11 protein-coding genes are annotated in these 16,410 nt (G+C 33.6%); all 11 read left to right on the plus strand.

Going from position 1 to position 16,410, the window contains the following annotated elements:
• Positions 1 to 45 precede the first annotated feature (45 nt).
• The 11 genes from uvrC to V1468_RS05610 all read left to right on the plus strand — a co-directional run bounded on the left by uvrC (position 46) and on the right by V1468_RS05610 (position 16,410).
• Positions 46 to 1,839, plus strand: a complete 1,794-nt coding sequence (gene uvrC / locus V1468_RS05560) for an excinuclease ABC subunit UvrC (RefSeq protein WP_331809234.1) — start codon at positions 46 to 48, stop codon at positions 1,837 to 1,839.
• Between the two features lies 1 nt (position 1,840).
• Entirely contained in the window at positions 1,841 to 4,099 is a 2,259-nt protein-coding gene (locus tag V1468_RS05565) for a patatin-like phospholipase family protein (RefSeq protein WP_331809235.1), read from the plus strand.
• A 211-nt stretch (positions 4,100 to 4,310) separates the two neighbouring features.
• A complete protein-coding gene (locus V1468_RS05570; RefSeq protein ID WP_331809236.1) occupies positions 4,311 to 5,468 on the plus strand; it encodes a homogentisate 1,2-dioxygenase in 1,158 nt (385 codons plus the stop codon).
• A gap of 36 nt (positions 5,469 to 5,504) precedes the next feature.
• Entirely contained in the window at positions 5,505 to 5,753 is a 249-nt protein-coding gene (locus tag V1468_RS05575) for a four helix bundle protein (RefSeq protein WP_331809237.1), read from the plus strand.
• 147 nt (positions 5,754 to 5,900) lie between these two features.
• Positions 5,901 to 7,061: a 4-hydroxyphenylpyruvate dioxygenase gene (gene hppD / locus V1468_RS05580; protein WP_331809238.1), complete on the plus strand. Its 1,161-nt coding sequence runs from the start codon at positions 5,901 to 5,903 to the stop codon at positions 7,059 to 7,061.
• A gap of 288 nt (positions 7,062 to 7,349) precedes the next feature.
• A complete protein-coding gene (locus tag V1468_RS05585) occupies positions 7,350 to 8,144 on the plus strand; it encodes a DUF3108 domain-containing protein (RefSeq protein WP_331809239.1) in 795 nt (264 codons plus the stop codon).
• A 3-nt stretch (positions 8,145 to 8,147) separates the two neighbouring features.
• Positions 8,148 to 9,080, plus strand: coding sequence for a tryptophan 2,3-dioxygenase family protein (locus V1468_RS05590; RefSeq protein WP_331809240.1), 933 nt, complete (start codon positions 8,148 to 8,150; stop codon positions 9,078 to 9,080).
• A gap of 10 nt (positions 9,081 to 9,090) precedes the next feature.
• Entirely contained in the window at positions 9,091 to 10,407 is a 1,317-nt protein-coding gene (locus V1468_RS05595; RefSeq protein WP_331809241.1) for a M23 family metallopeptidase, read from the plus strand.
• Entirely contained in the window at positions 10,407 to 12,053 is a 1,647-nt protein-coding gene (pgi, locus tag V1468_RS05600; RefSeq protein ID WP_331809242.1) for a glucose-6-phosphate isomerase, read from the plus strand. The genes V1468_RS05595 and pgi overlap by 1 nt, the downstream gene beginning before the upstream one ends.
• A 161-nt stretch (positions 12,054 to 12,214) precedes the next feature.
• Entirely contained in the window at positions 12,215 to 14,752 is a 2,538-nt protein-coding gene (locus V1468_RS05605) for a TonB-dependent receptor (protein WP_331809243.1), read from the plus strand.
• Positions 14,753 to 14,766: 14 nt separating this feature from the next.
• Entirely contained in the window at positions 14,767 to 16,410 is a 1,644-nt protein-coding gene (locus V1468_RS05610) for a choice-of-anchor J domain-containing protein (RefSeq protein WP_299096054.1), read from the plus strand.

Genomic DNA, 16,410 nt, shown 5'->3' on the forward strand with positions numbered 1-16,410 from the left:
ATTCAAAATACATAATTACTTTAATGAATTGTTACCTTTGAAATAATGCCAGAAACCACCTTAGACATACAGATAAAAACACTACCTCACCAACCTGGTGTTTATCAATATTTTGATGCTAACGATAAGCTGATTTACGTAGGAAAGGCGAAGGATATCAAGAAAAGAGTAAGTAGTTATTTTACAAAAAATCACGAGTATGGGAAGACACGTGTTTTGGTGAAAAACATAGCCTCTATAAAGCACATAGTGGTCGAAACTGAGAACGATGCTTTGTTGTTGGAAAATAACCTTATAAAAAAGTATCAGCCTAAGTACAATGTAATGCTTAAGGATGATAAATCGTACCCTTGGATTTGTGTAAAAAAAGAGCGGTTTCCCAGAGTTTTTCCAACGCGTCGCGTTATTAAGGATGGATCGGAATATTTTGGGCCATACACAAGCATGAAAACCGTTAAAACCTTACTCGGTTTAATTAAAGGTTTGTATCAATTAAGAACGTGTAATTATGATTTGTCAGAATCAAAAATTGAAGCTGGTAAATACAAAGTCTGTTTAGAGTATCACCTCGGAAATTGTAAAGGTGCTTGTGAAGGCTATGAAACAGAAGAAGAGTATCATGCTAATATTGTTGCTATACGCGAAATTTTGAAAGGTAATTTTAAAGATTCATTACAACAGTTTAGAGTGCAAATGCGCCAATATGCTGAAGCTATGCAGTTTGAAGATGCTCAAAAAATAAAAGAGAAACTAGAAATTTTAGAAAATTACCAGGCAAAATCTACCATTGTGAATCCTAAGATTAGCAATGTTGATGTGTTTTCAATTGTAAGTGATGAGACATATGCTTATATCAATTTTTTGCAATTAAGCTATGGTTCCATAATAAGGTCGCACACTTTAGAGTTGAAGAAAAAATTGCAGGAATCTGATAAAGAATTGCTGGAAATTGCCATAACTGAAATAAGACAGCGTTTCAACTCTAATTCTAAAGAAATATTTGTGCCGTTTAAGGTAGATTTAGGAGAAGAAGTTAAGGTGTCAGTACCAAAACTAGGTGATAAAAAAAGTTTGGTAGACTTATCGCAACGTAATGCTAAGTATTACAGAATGGATAAGCTAAAGCAAATAAAAATAGTAGATCCAGACCGTCATGCCAATAGAATAATGGCACAAATGAAAGCTGATTTACGATTGTCTGAAGAGCCAAGGCATATTGAATGTTTTGACAACTCAAACATACAAGGAACAAATCCGGTAGCAGCTTGTGTGGTTTTTAAAAATGGGAAACCAAGTAAAAAAGACTATCGTCATTTTAATATAAAAACAGTTGAAGGTCCAGATGACTTTGCATCAATGGAAGAGGTGGTGTACAGACGTTACAAGCGTTTGCTAGACGAACATGAGCCATTGCCTCAACTTATAATTATAGATGGAGGTAAAGGGCAATTATCATCGGCTTTAAAGAGTCTTGATATCTTAGGGTTGAGAGGAAAGATAGCTATTATAGGAATTGCAAAACGTTTAGAAGAATTATTCTATCCAGATGATCCAATTCCCTTATATTTAGATAAAAAAAGCGAAACACTAAAAATAATACAGCAATTACGTAACGAAGCACATCGTTTTGGGATAGAACATCATAGGAACAGACGTAGTAAAGGAGCTCTAAAAACAGAACTCGAAAACATTCCTGGTGTTGGTGAACAAACCATTATCGATTTAATGAAGCAGTTTAAAACCGTTAAGCGAATTGCTAATGCTAAACTAGATGAACTAGAAGCTGTGGTTGGTGTCTCTAGAGCTAGTAAAGTTTATAATTATTATCATAAAGAATAAGTTGAAAAAAAACCTAACATATTATCTTAAAACAGGCTTCTATGTACTGTTGTTCTTTCAAATATTTTTTGGTAACAATACTGTAAATGCTCAAGAGACTAAAAAACCAAAAGTTGGTCTGGTGCTAAGTGGAGGTGGAGCAAAAGGATTTGCGCATATTGGAGCTCTAAAAGTCATAGATAGTTTAGGTATAAAAATAGATTATGTAGCTGGTACGAGTATGGGAGCTATAATTGGTTCCTTATATTCTACAGGATATTCTGGTCAGCAGTTAGAAGATTTATTCAATACAGTAGATTTTGATGAACTTATTAATGATGAGTTTCCCAGAGAATCAAAATCTTTTTATGAGCGGCAAAGTGAAGAGAAGTATGTAGTAAGTCTACCGTTTGATAATTTCAAAATTAAGTTGCCTTCAGGTTTGTCAAGAGGTCAGAATGTATATAATCTTTTATATCAATTAATGCTTCCAGTGAATGAAGTTAGAGATTTTGAAAAACTACCGATTCCTTTCTTCTGTATGGCAACTAATATAGAAACAGGTGAGTCCTTAATTTTAGACAAGGGTAGATTGGCAGAAGCAGTGACTGCTAGTGGTGCGCTGCCTTCTATTTTTCAACCGGTAACCATAGATGATAAAATTTTAATAGATGGTGGTGTAACTAATAATTTCCCTATTGAAGAATTGAAAGCTAAGGGTATGGATGTAATTATTGGTGTAGATGTTCAAGATGATTTAAGAGATAGAGAAGCCTTAAAAAGTGCACCAGAAATACTATTGCAGATTAATAATTTTAGAACCATCAATGCCATGAAAGATAAAGCGAAGATGGCAGATATTTACATAAAGCCAGATATTGCTAATTTTTCAGTACTTTCTTTTGATGAAGGGGAAGATATTATTGCAAACGGTGAGGCAGCTGCTCTAGATCATATAGATGCACTTAATGAAATTAAGAAATCACAAACCAAAAGTACAAATCGTCCTAAACTCAAAATTATAGATAGTTTAAAAATAGAGTCAATTGCCATAGACGGTAATGAGCGTTACACAAGATCATATCTTTTAGGGAAACTAAAACTGAGAGGAAATGAAACATTAAGCTATGATGATTTTAAAAAGAGAATAAACAATGTTATAGCAACAAACAATTTTGAAACATTTAGATATCAGCTTGAACCAACCGATAGTGTAAATAAATTTAAACTTTATGGCAAAATCCAAGAATCAGAAGCAAAAACATTTTTAAAACTAGGTATACATTATGATGGGTTGTATAAAAGTGCCATTTTAGCAAACCTTACAAAGAAAAGGTTACTTTTTGATAATGATATAGCATCCTTAGATATTATACTTGGGGATAATTCTAGATTTAATTTCGATTATTTTATAGACAAGGGATTTTATATAAGTTTAGGTGTAAAATCGCGATTCAATCAATTTAGTAAAAACATAAACCCTCAATTAGCATTAGAAGAAGATTCACCTTTTTTAGACAATCTGAATAAAATTGATGCAAAGCTTCAGGATTTTACTAATCAATTATATGTACAAACACTATTTAGAAAAGACTTCTCTTTACGCTTAGGTGGTGAACATAAGCGATTAAAAATAACATCAGAAACACTACTGTCAGAAAACCAAGAGGATGATTTTGAGTTTGAAAACACTGATTATTTTAGTGTATTCGGAAAATTAAAATATGATAGTTACAGTCATCCAATTTTTCCTAAAAGTGGTGCGTATTTCAGTGGTGATTTTCATTGGTATCTCAATGCATCAGATTTTATCTCAGGTTTTGAGCCTTTTTCTATAGCAAAGGCAGATTTAGGTTATGCTTTTAGTTTTAGTAAAAAAGTTGCGCTAAAGACAGAAGCGAGTGGAGGGTTTACTTTAGGTGATAATTCAATATCTACACTCGGTTTTGCATTAGGCGGATATGCAGATAATTTTATAAACAATTTTTACAGTTTCTACGGTTACGACTTCTTTGATATAGCAGGTAATAGCTTTGTAAAGTCTTGCTTTACATTAGATTATGAATGGCTAAAAAATCATCATATAATTTTAGCAGCAAACTATGCTAATGTAGAAAATGGATTATTTGAAACAGGCAACTGGTTTACGTCACCAGACTATACTGGTTATGCATTGGGTTATTCTCTAGAAACATTTATAGGTCCTTTAGAGGCTAAGTACACTTATTCGCCAGAAACAGGAGAAGACTACTGGTTTTTTAATCTAGGGTTTTGGTTTTAAACTAAATTTTATAAACTTTGTAACACAATGACACTATTCTGGGAAAACTTAAAACTTTATCTACACTTCCTTATCAAAAGGAATCCAGAATAAATACACCCTTTTTGTTTTTTCTGTTAAGCCAGAAATCTCTTAATTTTTGTACCTTTAAAACGTTGTTCGTTTACGATAATTAAACGAATACACAAATCAACAATTAAACGAAAACAAAATGCCATTTTATCATAAATTAGGAAAAATTCCACCAAAGCGCCACACGCAGTTTAAAAAACCAGACGGCAGCTTTTACTACGAGCAGTTATTTGGTACTATAGGTTTTGATGGTATGTCAACCAATAGTTACCACGAGCAAAGACCAACGCAAGTAAAAGAAATAAGAAAGCAATACAGTGTAGCACCAAAAATTGCTAAAGCAAATAACATACAATCGTACCGTTTGCATGGGTTTAAAGTAAAGCCAGAAAACGACTATTTAGACAGTAGGAAAATAGTGTTAACTAATAGCGATTGTAACATTATACTGGCTGCACCAAAAGAATCTACAAGAGATTATTTTTATAAAAACACAGATGCGGACGAGCTTATTTTTGTGCACAAAGGCACAGGTAAGTTGCGTACTATGTTGGGTAATTTAGATTTTAAATACGGAGATTATTTACTAGTACCAAGAGGTGTTATTTACAAAATGGATTTCGATACCGAAGATAATCGTCTATTTATAGTAGAGTCTTACAGACCAATTTACACACCAAAACGTTACCGAAATTGGTTCGGTCAGTTGTTAGAGCACTCACCATTTTGTGAGCGCGATTTGCGTCAGCCACAAGAGTTGGAAACTTATAATGAGTCTGGTGATTTTTTAATAAAAATAAAAAAGCAAGACGAAATTATAGAAATGGTTTACGCTTCGCATCCTTTTGATGTTATTGGGTATGACGGTTATAACTATCCTTATGCTTTTTCTATACATGATTTTGAGCCTATAACAGGTCGTGTGCACCAACCACCACCAGTACACCAAACATTTGAAACTGATGCTTTTGTGGTGTGTAGTTTTGTGCCACGTTTGTACGATTATCATCCATTGGCTGTGCCAGCACCATATAATCACAGCAATATAGATAGCGATGAGGTGTTGTACTACGTTGATGGCGATTTTATGAGTAGAAATGATATTGCAGCAGGTCATATTTCCTTGCATCCAGCAGGTATACCTCATGGTCCGCATCCAGGTGCTATGGAGCGTAGTATCGGTAAAGTAAAAACAGATGAATTGGCAGTTATGGTAGATACTTTTAAGCCGTTAAAGGTTACAGAAGATGCCTTAAAAATTGCCGATGAAGATTATTATAAATCGTGGCTGGAGTAGTTGAGATTTTAGAAACGAGAGAATAGAAAAGAGCATATGAAAAGACATAACTACAAGAATCTAAAGATTTGGAGTTTAGGGATGGAGATTGTAGATGATGTTTTTAAAGCAACTGAAAGTTTTCCAAACGAAGAAAAATTCGGGTTGGTATCTCAAATTAATAGGTGTTCAGTTTCAATTCCGAGCAATATTGCTGAAGGTTCTTCAAGAACAGATAGGTCATTTTCTCATTTTATAGATATTTCATTAGGTTCATCATTTGAACTTGAAACACAACTAAAATAATAGCAAACAAAAGAAATTATTTAAATAAAGAACAATTAAAATCACTTGAAGATAAAATAGCAGAATTTCAAAAAATGACAATGAGTTTTCAAAACAAATTGTAAGTCATCTTTTTTCTCTATTCTAGCTTCTCTATTCTAAAAAGATATGAGTAAAGAAATAAAATCAGTAAACTACGGATTAGAAAAAATATTTGAAGGAGCACAAGATTTCCTTCCCTTATTAGGAACAGACTATGTGGAATTTTATGTAGGTAATGCCAAGCAGGCTGCTCACTTTTACAAAACAGCATTTGGTTTTCAGTCGTATGCTTACAAAGGCTTAGAAACTGGTAGTAAAGACACAGTGTCTTATGTGTTAAAGCAAGACAAGATAAGGTTAGTGCTCACGACACCATTAAATTCTCAGCATCCAATTAACGATCATATCGTAAAGCATGGTGATGGTGTTAAAGTTGTAGCTCTTTGGGTAGAAGATGCTCGCAAATCTTACGAAGAAACCACAAAACGTGGAGCAAAATCCTATATGGAGCCAACAGTAGAAACTGATGAGTTTGGAGAGGTTGTAAGAGCAGGAATTTACACTTATGGTGAAACCGTGCACATGTTTGTAGAGCGCAAAAATTATAACGGAGTCTTTATGCCTAAGTTCGAAAAGTGGGAGTCAGATTATAATCCAGAGCCAGTAGGTCTTAAATATGTAGATCATATGGTAGGCAACGTAGGTTGGGGCGAAATGAATACTTGGGTAAAATGGTACGAAGACGTTATGGGATTTGTAAACTTTTTATCGTTTGATGATAAACAAATTCATACTGAATACTCAGCATTAATGAGTAAAGTGATGAGTAATGGTAACGGAAGAATAAAATTCCCAATTAATGAGCCTGCTGAAGGTAAAAAACGTTCTCAGATTGAAGAATATTTAGATTTTTACGAAGGACCAGGAGTGCAACACATAGCTGTCGCAACAGATGATATAATAAAAACAGTATCAGAAATGCGTAAGCGAGGAGTGGAGTTTTTGTCCATTCCACCAGAAGAATATTACAGAGCTGTGCCAGGAAGATTGGAAGAGTTTAGTCACGAATTACGAGAGGATATTGAAACTTTGAAATCACTTGGTATCATGATAGATGCAGATGAGGAAGGTTATTTACTTCAAATTTTTACTAAGCCGGTTGAAGATAGACCAACCCTATTCTTCGAAATCATTCAGCGAATGGGAGCACGTGGTTTTGGTGCAGGTAACTTTAAGGCCTTATTTGAGTCAATAGAGAGGGAGCAGGCAAAACGAGGAACATTATAAAAATTTAGCGCGTTTAGAAATAGAGTTTTTAAACGCGCTAAATAGAATACCAATCCTAAATTTTTCGACACTAAAAATAATTGCTTCAATACTTTTTGCGCTTTGGTTTGTTCTTCTTTATTGTTGAAAAACATTTAAAATGTGCGCATTAAACCGAGGAAACAATAAATTAACCTAATGTTTTTGCTTGTATTTCAGGGTTTTAATAGATTTGGAATAGTAATTGTATTTAAGATAAATGTAACATAAAAATTGAGTTACATTAGTTAAATTTACAAATCGAAAATTATGAAATATTTACTCACAATATTAGTTTTCTTAGTTAGTCTCAACGCACCAAACCCACAGCAAGATCCTGCGTTTCAATCAGGTGAATGGTTTAAGTTTAAAATGAGCTATAGTGGTTGGTTTAAGGCTGGTGAAGCTACTCTAAAAGTTGATGAAAAAAAGCTTAATGGTAAAACCGTTTACCATGTTGTTGGAAAAGGTAAAACAACAGGAGCGGTTAATTTATTCTTTAAGGTAAGAGATCGCTATGAGAGTTATTTTGATAAAGAAACAGGTGTTCCATATAAATTCATAAGAAAGATTGATGAAGGTGGACACACTAAAGATATAGAGATTGAGTTTAATCATCAGGAACAAAAAGCTATTGTTAACAACAAAAAGCATAAAAAAACAAAAACGATATCAACAGAAAAAGATGTACAAGACATGGTATCGATGTATTACTATCTAAGAAATAGTATAAATATTGATGATTTAAAAATTGGAGATGAAATAACAACCAATATGTTTTTTGATGAAGAAAACTATGGTTTTAAGCTTAAGTATTTAGGTAAAGAAACCATTAAAGTAGATATCAATGATTCTGATATAAAGGTGAAGTCTTTAAAGTTTAGACCATATGTTATGGCTGGACGTGTGTTTAAAGAAGAAGAAAGTTTAACTTTGTGGGTAAGTGCCGATAAAAATAAAATTCCACTAAAAATAAAAGCAGATTTAGCAGTTGGTTCACTGCGTGCAGATTTAGTGCAATTTAAAGGATTAAAACACTCCTTTCCGATAGTATTTGATAATTAATTTATGCCAGACCAACCGAATTTCGATGAGATTTTAAAACAACTTCAAGAGAAGTATGTTAAAATAGACCAAGATACAGATGACCATTTATACGGCTTGCTATATAGCAAGCCGATTACATATTGGGATTATATACAAACAGATGCACTGTTAAACCTTCAGATACAGCGTACTACGCTTCCAGATGAGATGGTTTTTATAGCATATCATCAAATCAATGAGCTTATTTTTAAAATGATACTTTGGGAAATTTCTCAAGTAGCAGAAAAAGAAAATCTCGATGTTGTTTTCTTTGAAAGTAAAATAATGCGTATTAGTCGATATTTCGATATGCTTACAACCTCTTTCAATATTATGAGAGAAGGTATGGAAGTAGAGCAGTACATGAAGTTTAGATATACGCTAACACCAGCTAGTGGTTTTCAAAGTGCTCAGTATCGTCTTATTGAGTTCGCTTCTACTGAACTGATAAATTTAATAGACTATAGATTTAGAGCTAATATTGATAGAAATACACCATATACACATGCCTTTGAGCATTTATATTGGCAAGCCGCAGGAAAAGATCATAGTACAGGTAAAAAATCTACACTTTTAGTTAATTTTGAAAAGCGTTATAAAGACGAGTTCTTAAGATTTATGGAAAAGTATAACACCAAAAATCTATGGACGCGCTTTAAAGAACTGCCAGAAGAAGACCAAAAAGATGAAGACTTGGTAAAGGCAATGCGTCATTATGATTATACGGTTAACGTAACATGGGTAATGGCACATTACAATGCTGCAAAACATTATATTGAGAGTGGTATGGGAGATGGAGAAGCAACTGGAGGAAGTGACTGGAAAAAATACATGCATCCAAGATATCAAAGGCGTATTTTCTTTCCAGATTTGTGGTCAGAAGAAGAATTAGAAAATTGGGGAAATAATATATAATTAGCAATTAATGCGTTTAAAAGGATTAATAGTAATTACCGTTTTTACGGTATTTTTCGTTGCATGTAAAGAAGATAATTCAGCAGAGAACTACAAAAAAGAAATTGCTGAGAAGAAACAGGAAGAAAAAATATTAGAATTCGGGTTTGATTTAACAAAGTTTGAGTTTAAAAGAGATACCGTTAGGAAAGGAGATACTTTTGGTATAATTCTAGAGCGAAATAATATTGGTTACCCAGAGATTTTTCAAATAGCAGAGAAAGCTAAAGACACTTTTGATATTGCCAGAAAGCTTCAAGTTGGTAAACCTTATGCTTTATTATACGATAAGGAAAAAGTTAATGACAGTATAAAAAAGCCTACTACGTTTATTTATCAGCAAAATCTTGAAGACTATGTCGTTATTGATTTTAAAGATTCTATTAAGGCATATACACGCACAAAGCCTATTACTTACGTAGAGAAAACAGCTACAGGTGTTATAGAAAATAATATTTCTGAGACTTTAGAGAATAAGGGTTTAAGTCAGGTGTTAGCCTATAAAATGGCAGACGATATTTATGCCTGGACTATAGATTTTAGACGTTTACAGCCTGGTGATAGGTTTAAGGTGATTTATACCGACAAATACATAAACGATACTATTTATGCAGGTGTGCATAATGTAAAAGCGGCTTATTTTGAACATAATGGTGATTCATTGTATGCCTTCCAGTTTAAAACAGATTCTATTAAAAATATTGTAGACTATTTTAATGAAGATGCCAAAAACCTAAGGAGAGCGTTTTTAAAAATGCCAGTAAAATTTGGTAGATTATCATCTAGATATAATCTTAATAGACGAATTGCTTATTATGGCTACAAAGTAAGACCACATAAAGGAACTGATTTTGCTGCTCCTGTAGGTACTCCAATTATGGCAACCGCAAATGGAACAGTAATAGAATCTACAAGACGAGGTGGTAATGGTAAATATGTGAAAATTAGGCATAATGCAACATACTCCACACAATACCTTCATATGAAAGCTCAAAATGTAAAAAAAGGGCAGTATGTTAAACAAGGAGATATAATTGGTTGGGTAGGTATGACAGGGAATACAGGTGGTCCACATGTTTGCTATCGTTTTTGGAAAAACGGAAAACAAGTAGATCCTTTTAAGCAAAAATTGCCTGAAGCAGAACCAATTTCAGATAGTCTAAAGACTAAATATTTAGAGTATATCAAGCCTGTAAAGCAACGACTTGATAATATTTTCTTTTTAGAAACTGAGACTCAAAATGCTGAAAATACAATAACAGAAGACAAAACAACAGACATACAATAATGGCACTTAAATCTACAAACCCAACCGCAACAGAATCTTGGAAAAAATTACAAGCCCATTTTGAAACCATTAAGTCCATACACTTAAAAGAGCTTTTTGAGTCTAACCCAAAACGGGCAGAAGAACTAACAATTAAGTGGGAAGATTTTTATGTAGATTTTTCAAAAAATAGAATTACCAAAGAAACACTCAATTCTCTAATTGAGCTGGCTAATGAGGTGGATTTAAAAGATGCTATTTCAAAGTATTTTGAAGGTGATATCATTAACGCAACAGAAGGAAGAGCAGTATTGCACACAGCATTAAGAGCTAAAGAAGATGCTAAAGTTTATGTAGAAGATGTTAATGTAATCCCAGAAATTTATGAAGTAAAACAAAAAATCAAAGATTTTACCGATACTGTATTAGGTGGTAGTCATAAAGGGCACACCGGGAAATCAATAACAGATGTTGTAAATATAGGAATCGGAGGCTCAGACCTTGGGCCAGCTATGGTTGTAGACTCGCTTCAATATTACAAAAATCATTTAAATACACATTTTGTAAGTAATGTAGATGGTGATCATTACAAAGAGGTTATTAAGGACTTAAATCCTGAAACAACCTTATTCGTTATTGTTTCTAAAACATTTACAACACAAGAGACACTATCTAATGCCAACTCTATTAGAGCTTGGTTTTTAGAAACATTGCCAGAAGATGCTATTGCTAAACATTTTGTTGCTGTTTCTACTAATATAGAGAGTGTAAAAGCATTTGGTATTAATGAAGGCAATATCTTCCCAATGAAAGACTGGGTTGGAGGTCGTTTTTCATTATGGAGTGCAGTAGGATTATCTATTAGTTTAGCAATAGGATACGATAATTTTGAAAGCTTATTATCTGGAGCTCATAAAATGGATGAGCACTTTAAAACAGCCGATTTTGAAGAGAATATTCCTGTTATTTCAGCATTACTAACAGTGTGGTATAATAACTTTTTTAATGCCGAAAGTGAAGCAATTATTCCTTATACGCAGTATCTAAATCAGTTTGCGACCTATCTACAACAAGGTATTATGGAGAGTAATGGGAAGCATGTAGATAGAGCAGGAAATAATGTAAACTATCAAACAGGTACTATTATTTGGGGAGAACCAGGTACAAACTCGCAACATGCATTTTTTCAACTAATACATCAAGGTACTAAATTGATACCTGCTGATTTTATAGGTTTTGTCAAATCGCTTCATGGAGATAAAGATCATCATGATAAATTAATGTCTAACTACTTTGCTCAGACAGAAGCATTAATGAATGGCAAAACAGAAGAGGAAGTATTAGAAGAGCTAGAAAAAACAACACTCTCGGAAGAAGAAAAACAAAAATTACTTCCGTTTAAAATCTTTGAAGGTAATAAGCCAACAACTTCACTATTAATTCAAAAACTAACACCAGAAAGTCTAGGAAAGCTAATAGCAATGTACGAACATAAAATCTTTGTGCAAGGTATCATCTGGAATATCTATAGCTACGACCAGTTTGGTGTTGAGTTAGGTAAGCAATTAGCAAAGACGATACTAAACGAGCTAACAAATACTAACTTTTTGGGTTCACATGATGCATCAACTCAAAATTTAGTGGACTTTTATAAGAAGAATTGTTAAAATTTGTTAAAAAAAATTAACAAATTTTAATTATGCATGCATAATACTGGTAATATTATAATTAACTTCACATCGCCTAATTGTTAACATTAAGTTAATGTTACAGCTAGAGTAATGCGTAATTTTGCGCTGATAAAAAACCAATTAACTTAAATTTTATAATGAAAAAATTTAATTATTTATTATGTATTGCTGTTATGACTTTGTTCTCAACAGTTATGTATGCTCAAAGTACCATTAAAGGTAAAGTGATTGATGGTGATATGAATTCGCCATTACCTGGAGCTAATGTTATAGTAAAAGGGACTACCAATGGTACTACAACTGATTTTGATGGTAATTTTACAATTACTGCAGAGTCTGGTTCTGGTGAGGTTGTAATCTCTTATGTAGGTTATGTTAGCCAAACTATAGCTTACAATGGAGACGCAGACTTAGGTACAATAACTTTAGTATCTAGTGAGGTTGGTCTTGATGAAATAATGATTGTAGCTTCTGTTGCAGTTGACAGAAAGACTCCTGTAGCGGTTTCTACAATTAAAGCTAGTGAGATTGCTTTAAAGTTAAGTACTCAAGAATTTCCAGAAATTTTAAAAGCTACACCAGGTGTTTATGCTACCAGAGCAGGTGGTGGTTATGGTGACGGTAGAATCAATTTAAGAGGTTTTGATTCTGAAAACGTTGCTGTAATGATTAATGGTGTTCCTGTAAATGACATGGAAAATGGTAGAGTATATTGGAGTAACTGGGCTGGTTTAGGAGATGTAACGTCAACTATGCAGGTTCAAAGAGGATTAGGAGCTTCTAAAGTGGCAGTGTCTTCAGTAGGTGGTACTATAAATATTATCACAAAAACTACCGATGCTGTAAAAGGTGGGAGTATTATATCTAGCGTAGCTAACAATGGTTATTTAAAATATGGAATGACTTATTCAACAGGTCTTTCAGACAAAGGATTTGCTGCTACAGTTAGTGCCTCAAAAATCGGAGGTGAAGGTTATGTAGACGGTACAGAGTTTTCAGGATATAACTATTTTGTTAGCTTATCTCAACAAATAAATGATGCTCACAGATTATCTTTTACGGCCTTTGGTGCTCAGCAAGAGCATGGTCAGCGTTATAACCGTTCTACAATAGCAGAGCTTCAAAGTACTGACTCAGGTCCAAGAAGAGCAAACAAAGATTGGGGATATAAAAACGGAGAGGTTTACCACCAATCATTCAACTTTTACCACAAGCCTCAAATGTCTATAAATCACTTATGGAATATAAATGATAAATCGGCTTTATCTACTGCATTGTATGCTTCTTTCGGTTCAGGTGGTGGTAGAAGGGATGAAGGTACTAAGATTGGTTCGGATGAATACAGAATAGGATCATCAGGTTTACAACCTATTGATTTCGATAGAATTGTTGAAGAGAACAGAGCTAATGGTGTAAATGGTTCAACAGATATCATATCTTCTTCTAGAAACTCTCACGAATGGTATGGAGTTTTATCTACATATAAGAATAGAGTTAATGATAACTTGACTATTTCTGGTGGTTTTGATGGTCGTTACTATGTTGGATCTCACTGGTACCAAGTTGATGATTTATTAGGAGGTCAATTCTTTTTAGATAATGAAACAGATACTTTTGCTTTCGGAAAACCATTAAAAGTTGGGGATAAGTATAATAAAGACTATGATGGTGTCGTAGTAAGATATGGACTTTTTGGTCAAGCGGAATATCAAGTTACTGATGCCTTCAATATTTTTGTAGCAGCTGATGTTTCTAACAGTAGTTACAAACAAAAAGAATATATGAACAATACTATAACTGGTAGTAGATCATCAGATGCTGTTAATTTTGTAGGATACGGTTTCAAAGGTGGTGGTAACTACAATTTAGATTCTAAAAACAATATATTTGTTAATGTAGGTTACTTCTCAAGACCTCCATTTTTAGATTCTGTATTTTTAGATGAAGATGGTATTGATGCTAACGAAGATGCAGTTAATGAGAAGGTATTTAGTGCTGAGTTAGGATATGGTTTCCGTAGTGAGAAATTAAGTGCTAATGTTAATATTTACTACACAAATTGGTTAGATAAATCTTATTCTGGATCAATAGGAACAGGTGATGATATCTTCTTTTACAATGTTTTAGGTATAGATGCATTACACCAAGGTATTGAATTGGATTTCAGATATAAAGCAACTGATGATTTAACAGTTACAGGTATGGCTTCTTTAGGAGATTGGAAGTGGAAAAGTAATGTTTCTGCAATTGTTAGAGACCAGGCAGGTGAGCAAGTAGGAGATCCTATAGAAGTATATGCAGATGGTATTAAAGTAGGTGATGCTGCACAAACTACATTTGCTTTAGGAGCTGATTACAAATTAGCACCAAAATCTAATATTTATTTAGATTATAATTTTGCAGGTGATAACTATGCTTCTTATGATGTTACTAATAGAAGTAGTAGTAATACAAATGATGTTTGGAAACTTCCTGATTTTGGCTTATTTGATTTAGGTATGAGACATACCTTCCAAATGGGATCATTTGAAGCTACTTTAACAGGTAAAATTAACAACGTGTTTAACACAGAGTATGTTTCAGATGCTAATGATATAGACGGTACAGCTTCAACAGCGCAAGTTTATTTTGGTCCAGGAAGAACTTACAGTGTAGGTCTTAGAGTTAACTTTTAAAAAAAACAATTAAAATGAAAAGAATATTTTATTGCTTAGCAATTTTTGGAACAATCTTCGTAGGTTGTAATCCAATGGAAGACATCTATGATGGCTTAGATACTAGTGCTGATCCAATTGTTGGTACTGATAGTTACACGTTAACTAGTGATGATTATGATGCCTTAGGTTTAGGTTTTGGAAGTTTCGACTCAGAACAACAAGCTAAGGACTCTATACCTCAATTATTAGAGGAAATGTATCCATTTTGGGGAGAAGGTTCTCAAGTATTAGTTGGATACGACTTATATATTGGTAGTGCAGAAGGTGTTAGTGATTACACAAATGCTGACATATACGAGTTTACAAACTCAGATTATGCAACTGCAGGAAGTGATGCTTTTGGATTTTATCCAGATGTAGATGCAACAAATGAAATACCAGCAATTCTTGATGCACAAGTTGCTAGTCCAGTAGAAGGACAAATAGTTTTAGCTAAATATGACCAATATACTGAAGAGCCAGAAGTTGGTTTAGCAGACTTAGTATCTTATAACTTTGCAGGAAGTTTTGAGGGTTGGACAGTTGCTGAAGAATTTGGTGGTGACGAAGTTTGGACTTCTCAATCAGGTTATGTTCAAGGTAACAGTTACTTCGGTGGTCAAGTTGCAAACACAGAGTGGTTAGTATCTCCAACAATTGATTTAACAGGAGAAAGTGATCTTAAGTTTCAAATTACTCAAGAGTTAGATTATGCTGGTGATGCATCTTTATTAAAGATATATGTATCTACAGATTATTCAGGTGATGTATTAGCTGCTACTTGGGACGAAATTACTTTAGCAAATCCTGCAACAGGTGATATGGCATCTTCAGAAGATTATGATTTTTCTGCATATGACGGACAAGTTGTTAATGTTGCTTTTAGATACGAGTCTACGGATTCTGATGCTGCAAGATGGAGAATCGAAAGCTTAAAAATAAAGACATTAGGTGCTACTGGAGATACAAACTCTAAAGGTGAGTACTTTGTGTATACAAGTGGTGCTTGGGAAGCTGTTGAAGGTGTTTATTACTTAAGCTCTAATGATTTTGATTCTATGGGTGAAGGTTCTGGTCAACCAGGTCAGTACGATAATTTCGGAAGTTCTATTCCGCCAGACAATTACTTACCAACATTCTTAGAATTAACATTCCCTTATGCTCAAGAAGAAGATGAGTTATTAGTAATCTATGATTATTACTCAAGTTCAAGTGGAGCTCAAATAAGAGGTAATTCTTACATGTACATGAATGGTGTATGGTCAGGTCACGAGAGTGTAGTTTCTACAACTTTACAATTTGGTTTCGAAGATGGTGTTTGGGTACCAGACAACACAATAAGATACACAATGACTCCTGGAGATTATGCTACTATAGTTGCAGAATTAGGTTCTGTTTATCCAGAAGCTACAACAAGTATGGAAAACTATGGTAATATGGACAGAAGATCAGGAAACCCAGCAGAGTGGACTAATGCTATGGTTTTAGATGCTATAAGTGTTGTTTTAGACGAATTAGACCCATCTGCGGAAGAAGAGCAAAAATATATTGTTACTATTGATATATACAATGGTAGTAACGGTACTGAAGATTTTGCTGTTATAAAAATGGGTGGTGAATGGGTTTATCAAGACTAA

The organism is Winogradskyella poriferorum, from assembly GCF_036553625.1.
In the GTDB taxonomy this organism is placed as follows: domain Bacteria; phylum Bacteroidota; class Bacteroidia; order Flavobacteriales; family Flavobacteriaceae; genus Winogradskyella; species Winogradskyella poriferorum.

Excerpts from the sequence above, each read along its gene's own strand:
- V1468_RS05575 (WP_331809237.1), top strand. The coding sequence starts at position 5,505 with ATGAAAAGACATAACTACAAGAATCTAAAGATTTGGAGTTTAGGGATG.
- V1468_RS05585 (WP_331809239.1), top strand. The coding sequence starts at position 7,350 with ATGAAATATTTACTCACAATATTAGTTTTCTTAGTTAGTCTCAACGCA.
- V1468_RS05605 (WP_331809243.1), top strand. The coding sequence starts at position 12,215 with ATGAAAAAATTTAATTATTTATTATGTATTGCTGTTATGACTTTGTTC.
- uvrC (WP_331809234.1), top strand. The coding sequence starts at position 46 with ATGCCAGAAACCACCTTAGACATACAGATAAAAACACTACCTCACCAA.
- V1468_RS05590 (WP_331809240.1), top strand. The coding sequence starts at position 8,148 with ATGCCAGACCAACCGAATTTCGATGAGATTTTAAAACAACTTCAAGAG.
- V1468_RS05595 (WP_331809241.1), top strand. The coding sequence starts at position 9,091 with ATGCGTTTAAAAGGATTAATAGTAATTACCGTTTTTACGGTATTTTTC.
- V1468_RS05570 (WP_331809236.1), top strand. The coding sequence starts at position 4,311 with ATGCCATTTTATCATAAATTAGGAAAAATTCCACCAAAGCGCCACACG.
- hppD (WP_331809238.1), top strand. The coding sequence starts at position 5,901 with ATGAGTAAAGAAATAAAATCAGTAAACTACGGATTAGAAAAAATATTT.
- pgi (WP_331809242.1), top strand. The coding sequence starts at position 10,407 with ATGGCACTTAAATCTACAAACCCAACCGCAACAGAATCTTGGAAAAAA.
- V1468_RS05610 (WP_299096054.1), top strand. The coding sequence starts at position 14,767 with ATGAAAAGAATATTTTATTGCTTAGCAATTTTTGGAACAATCTTCGTA.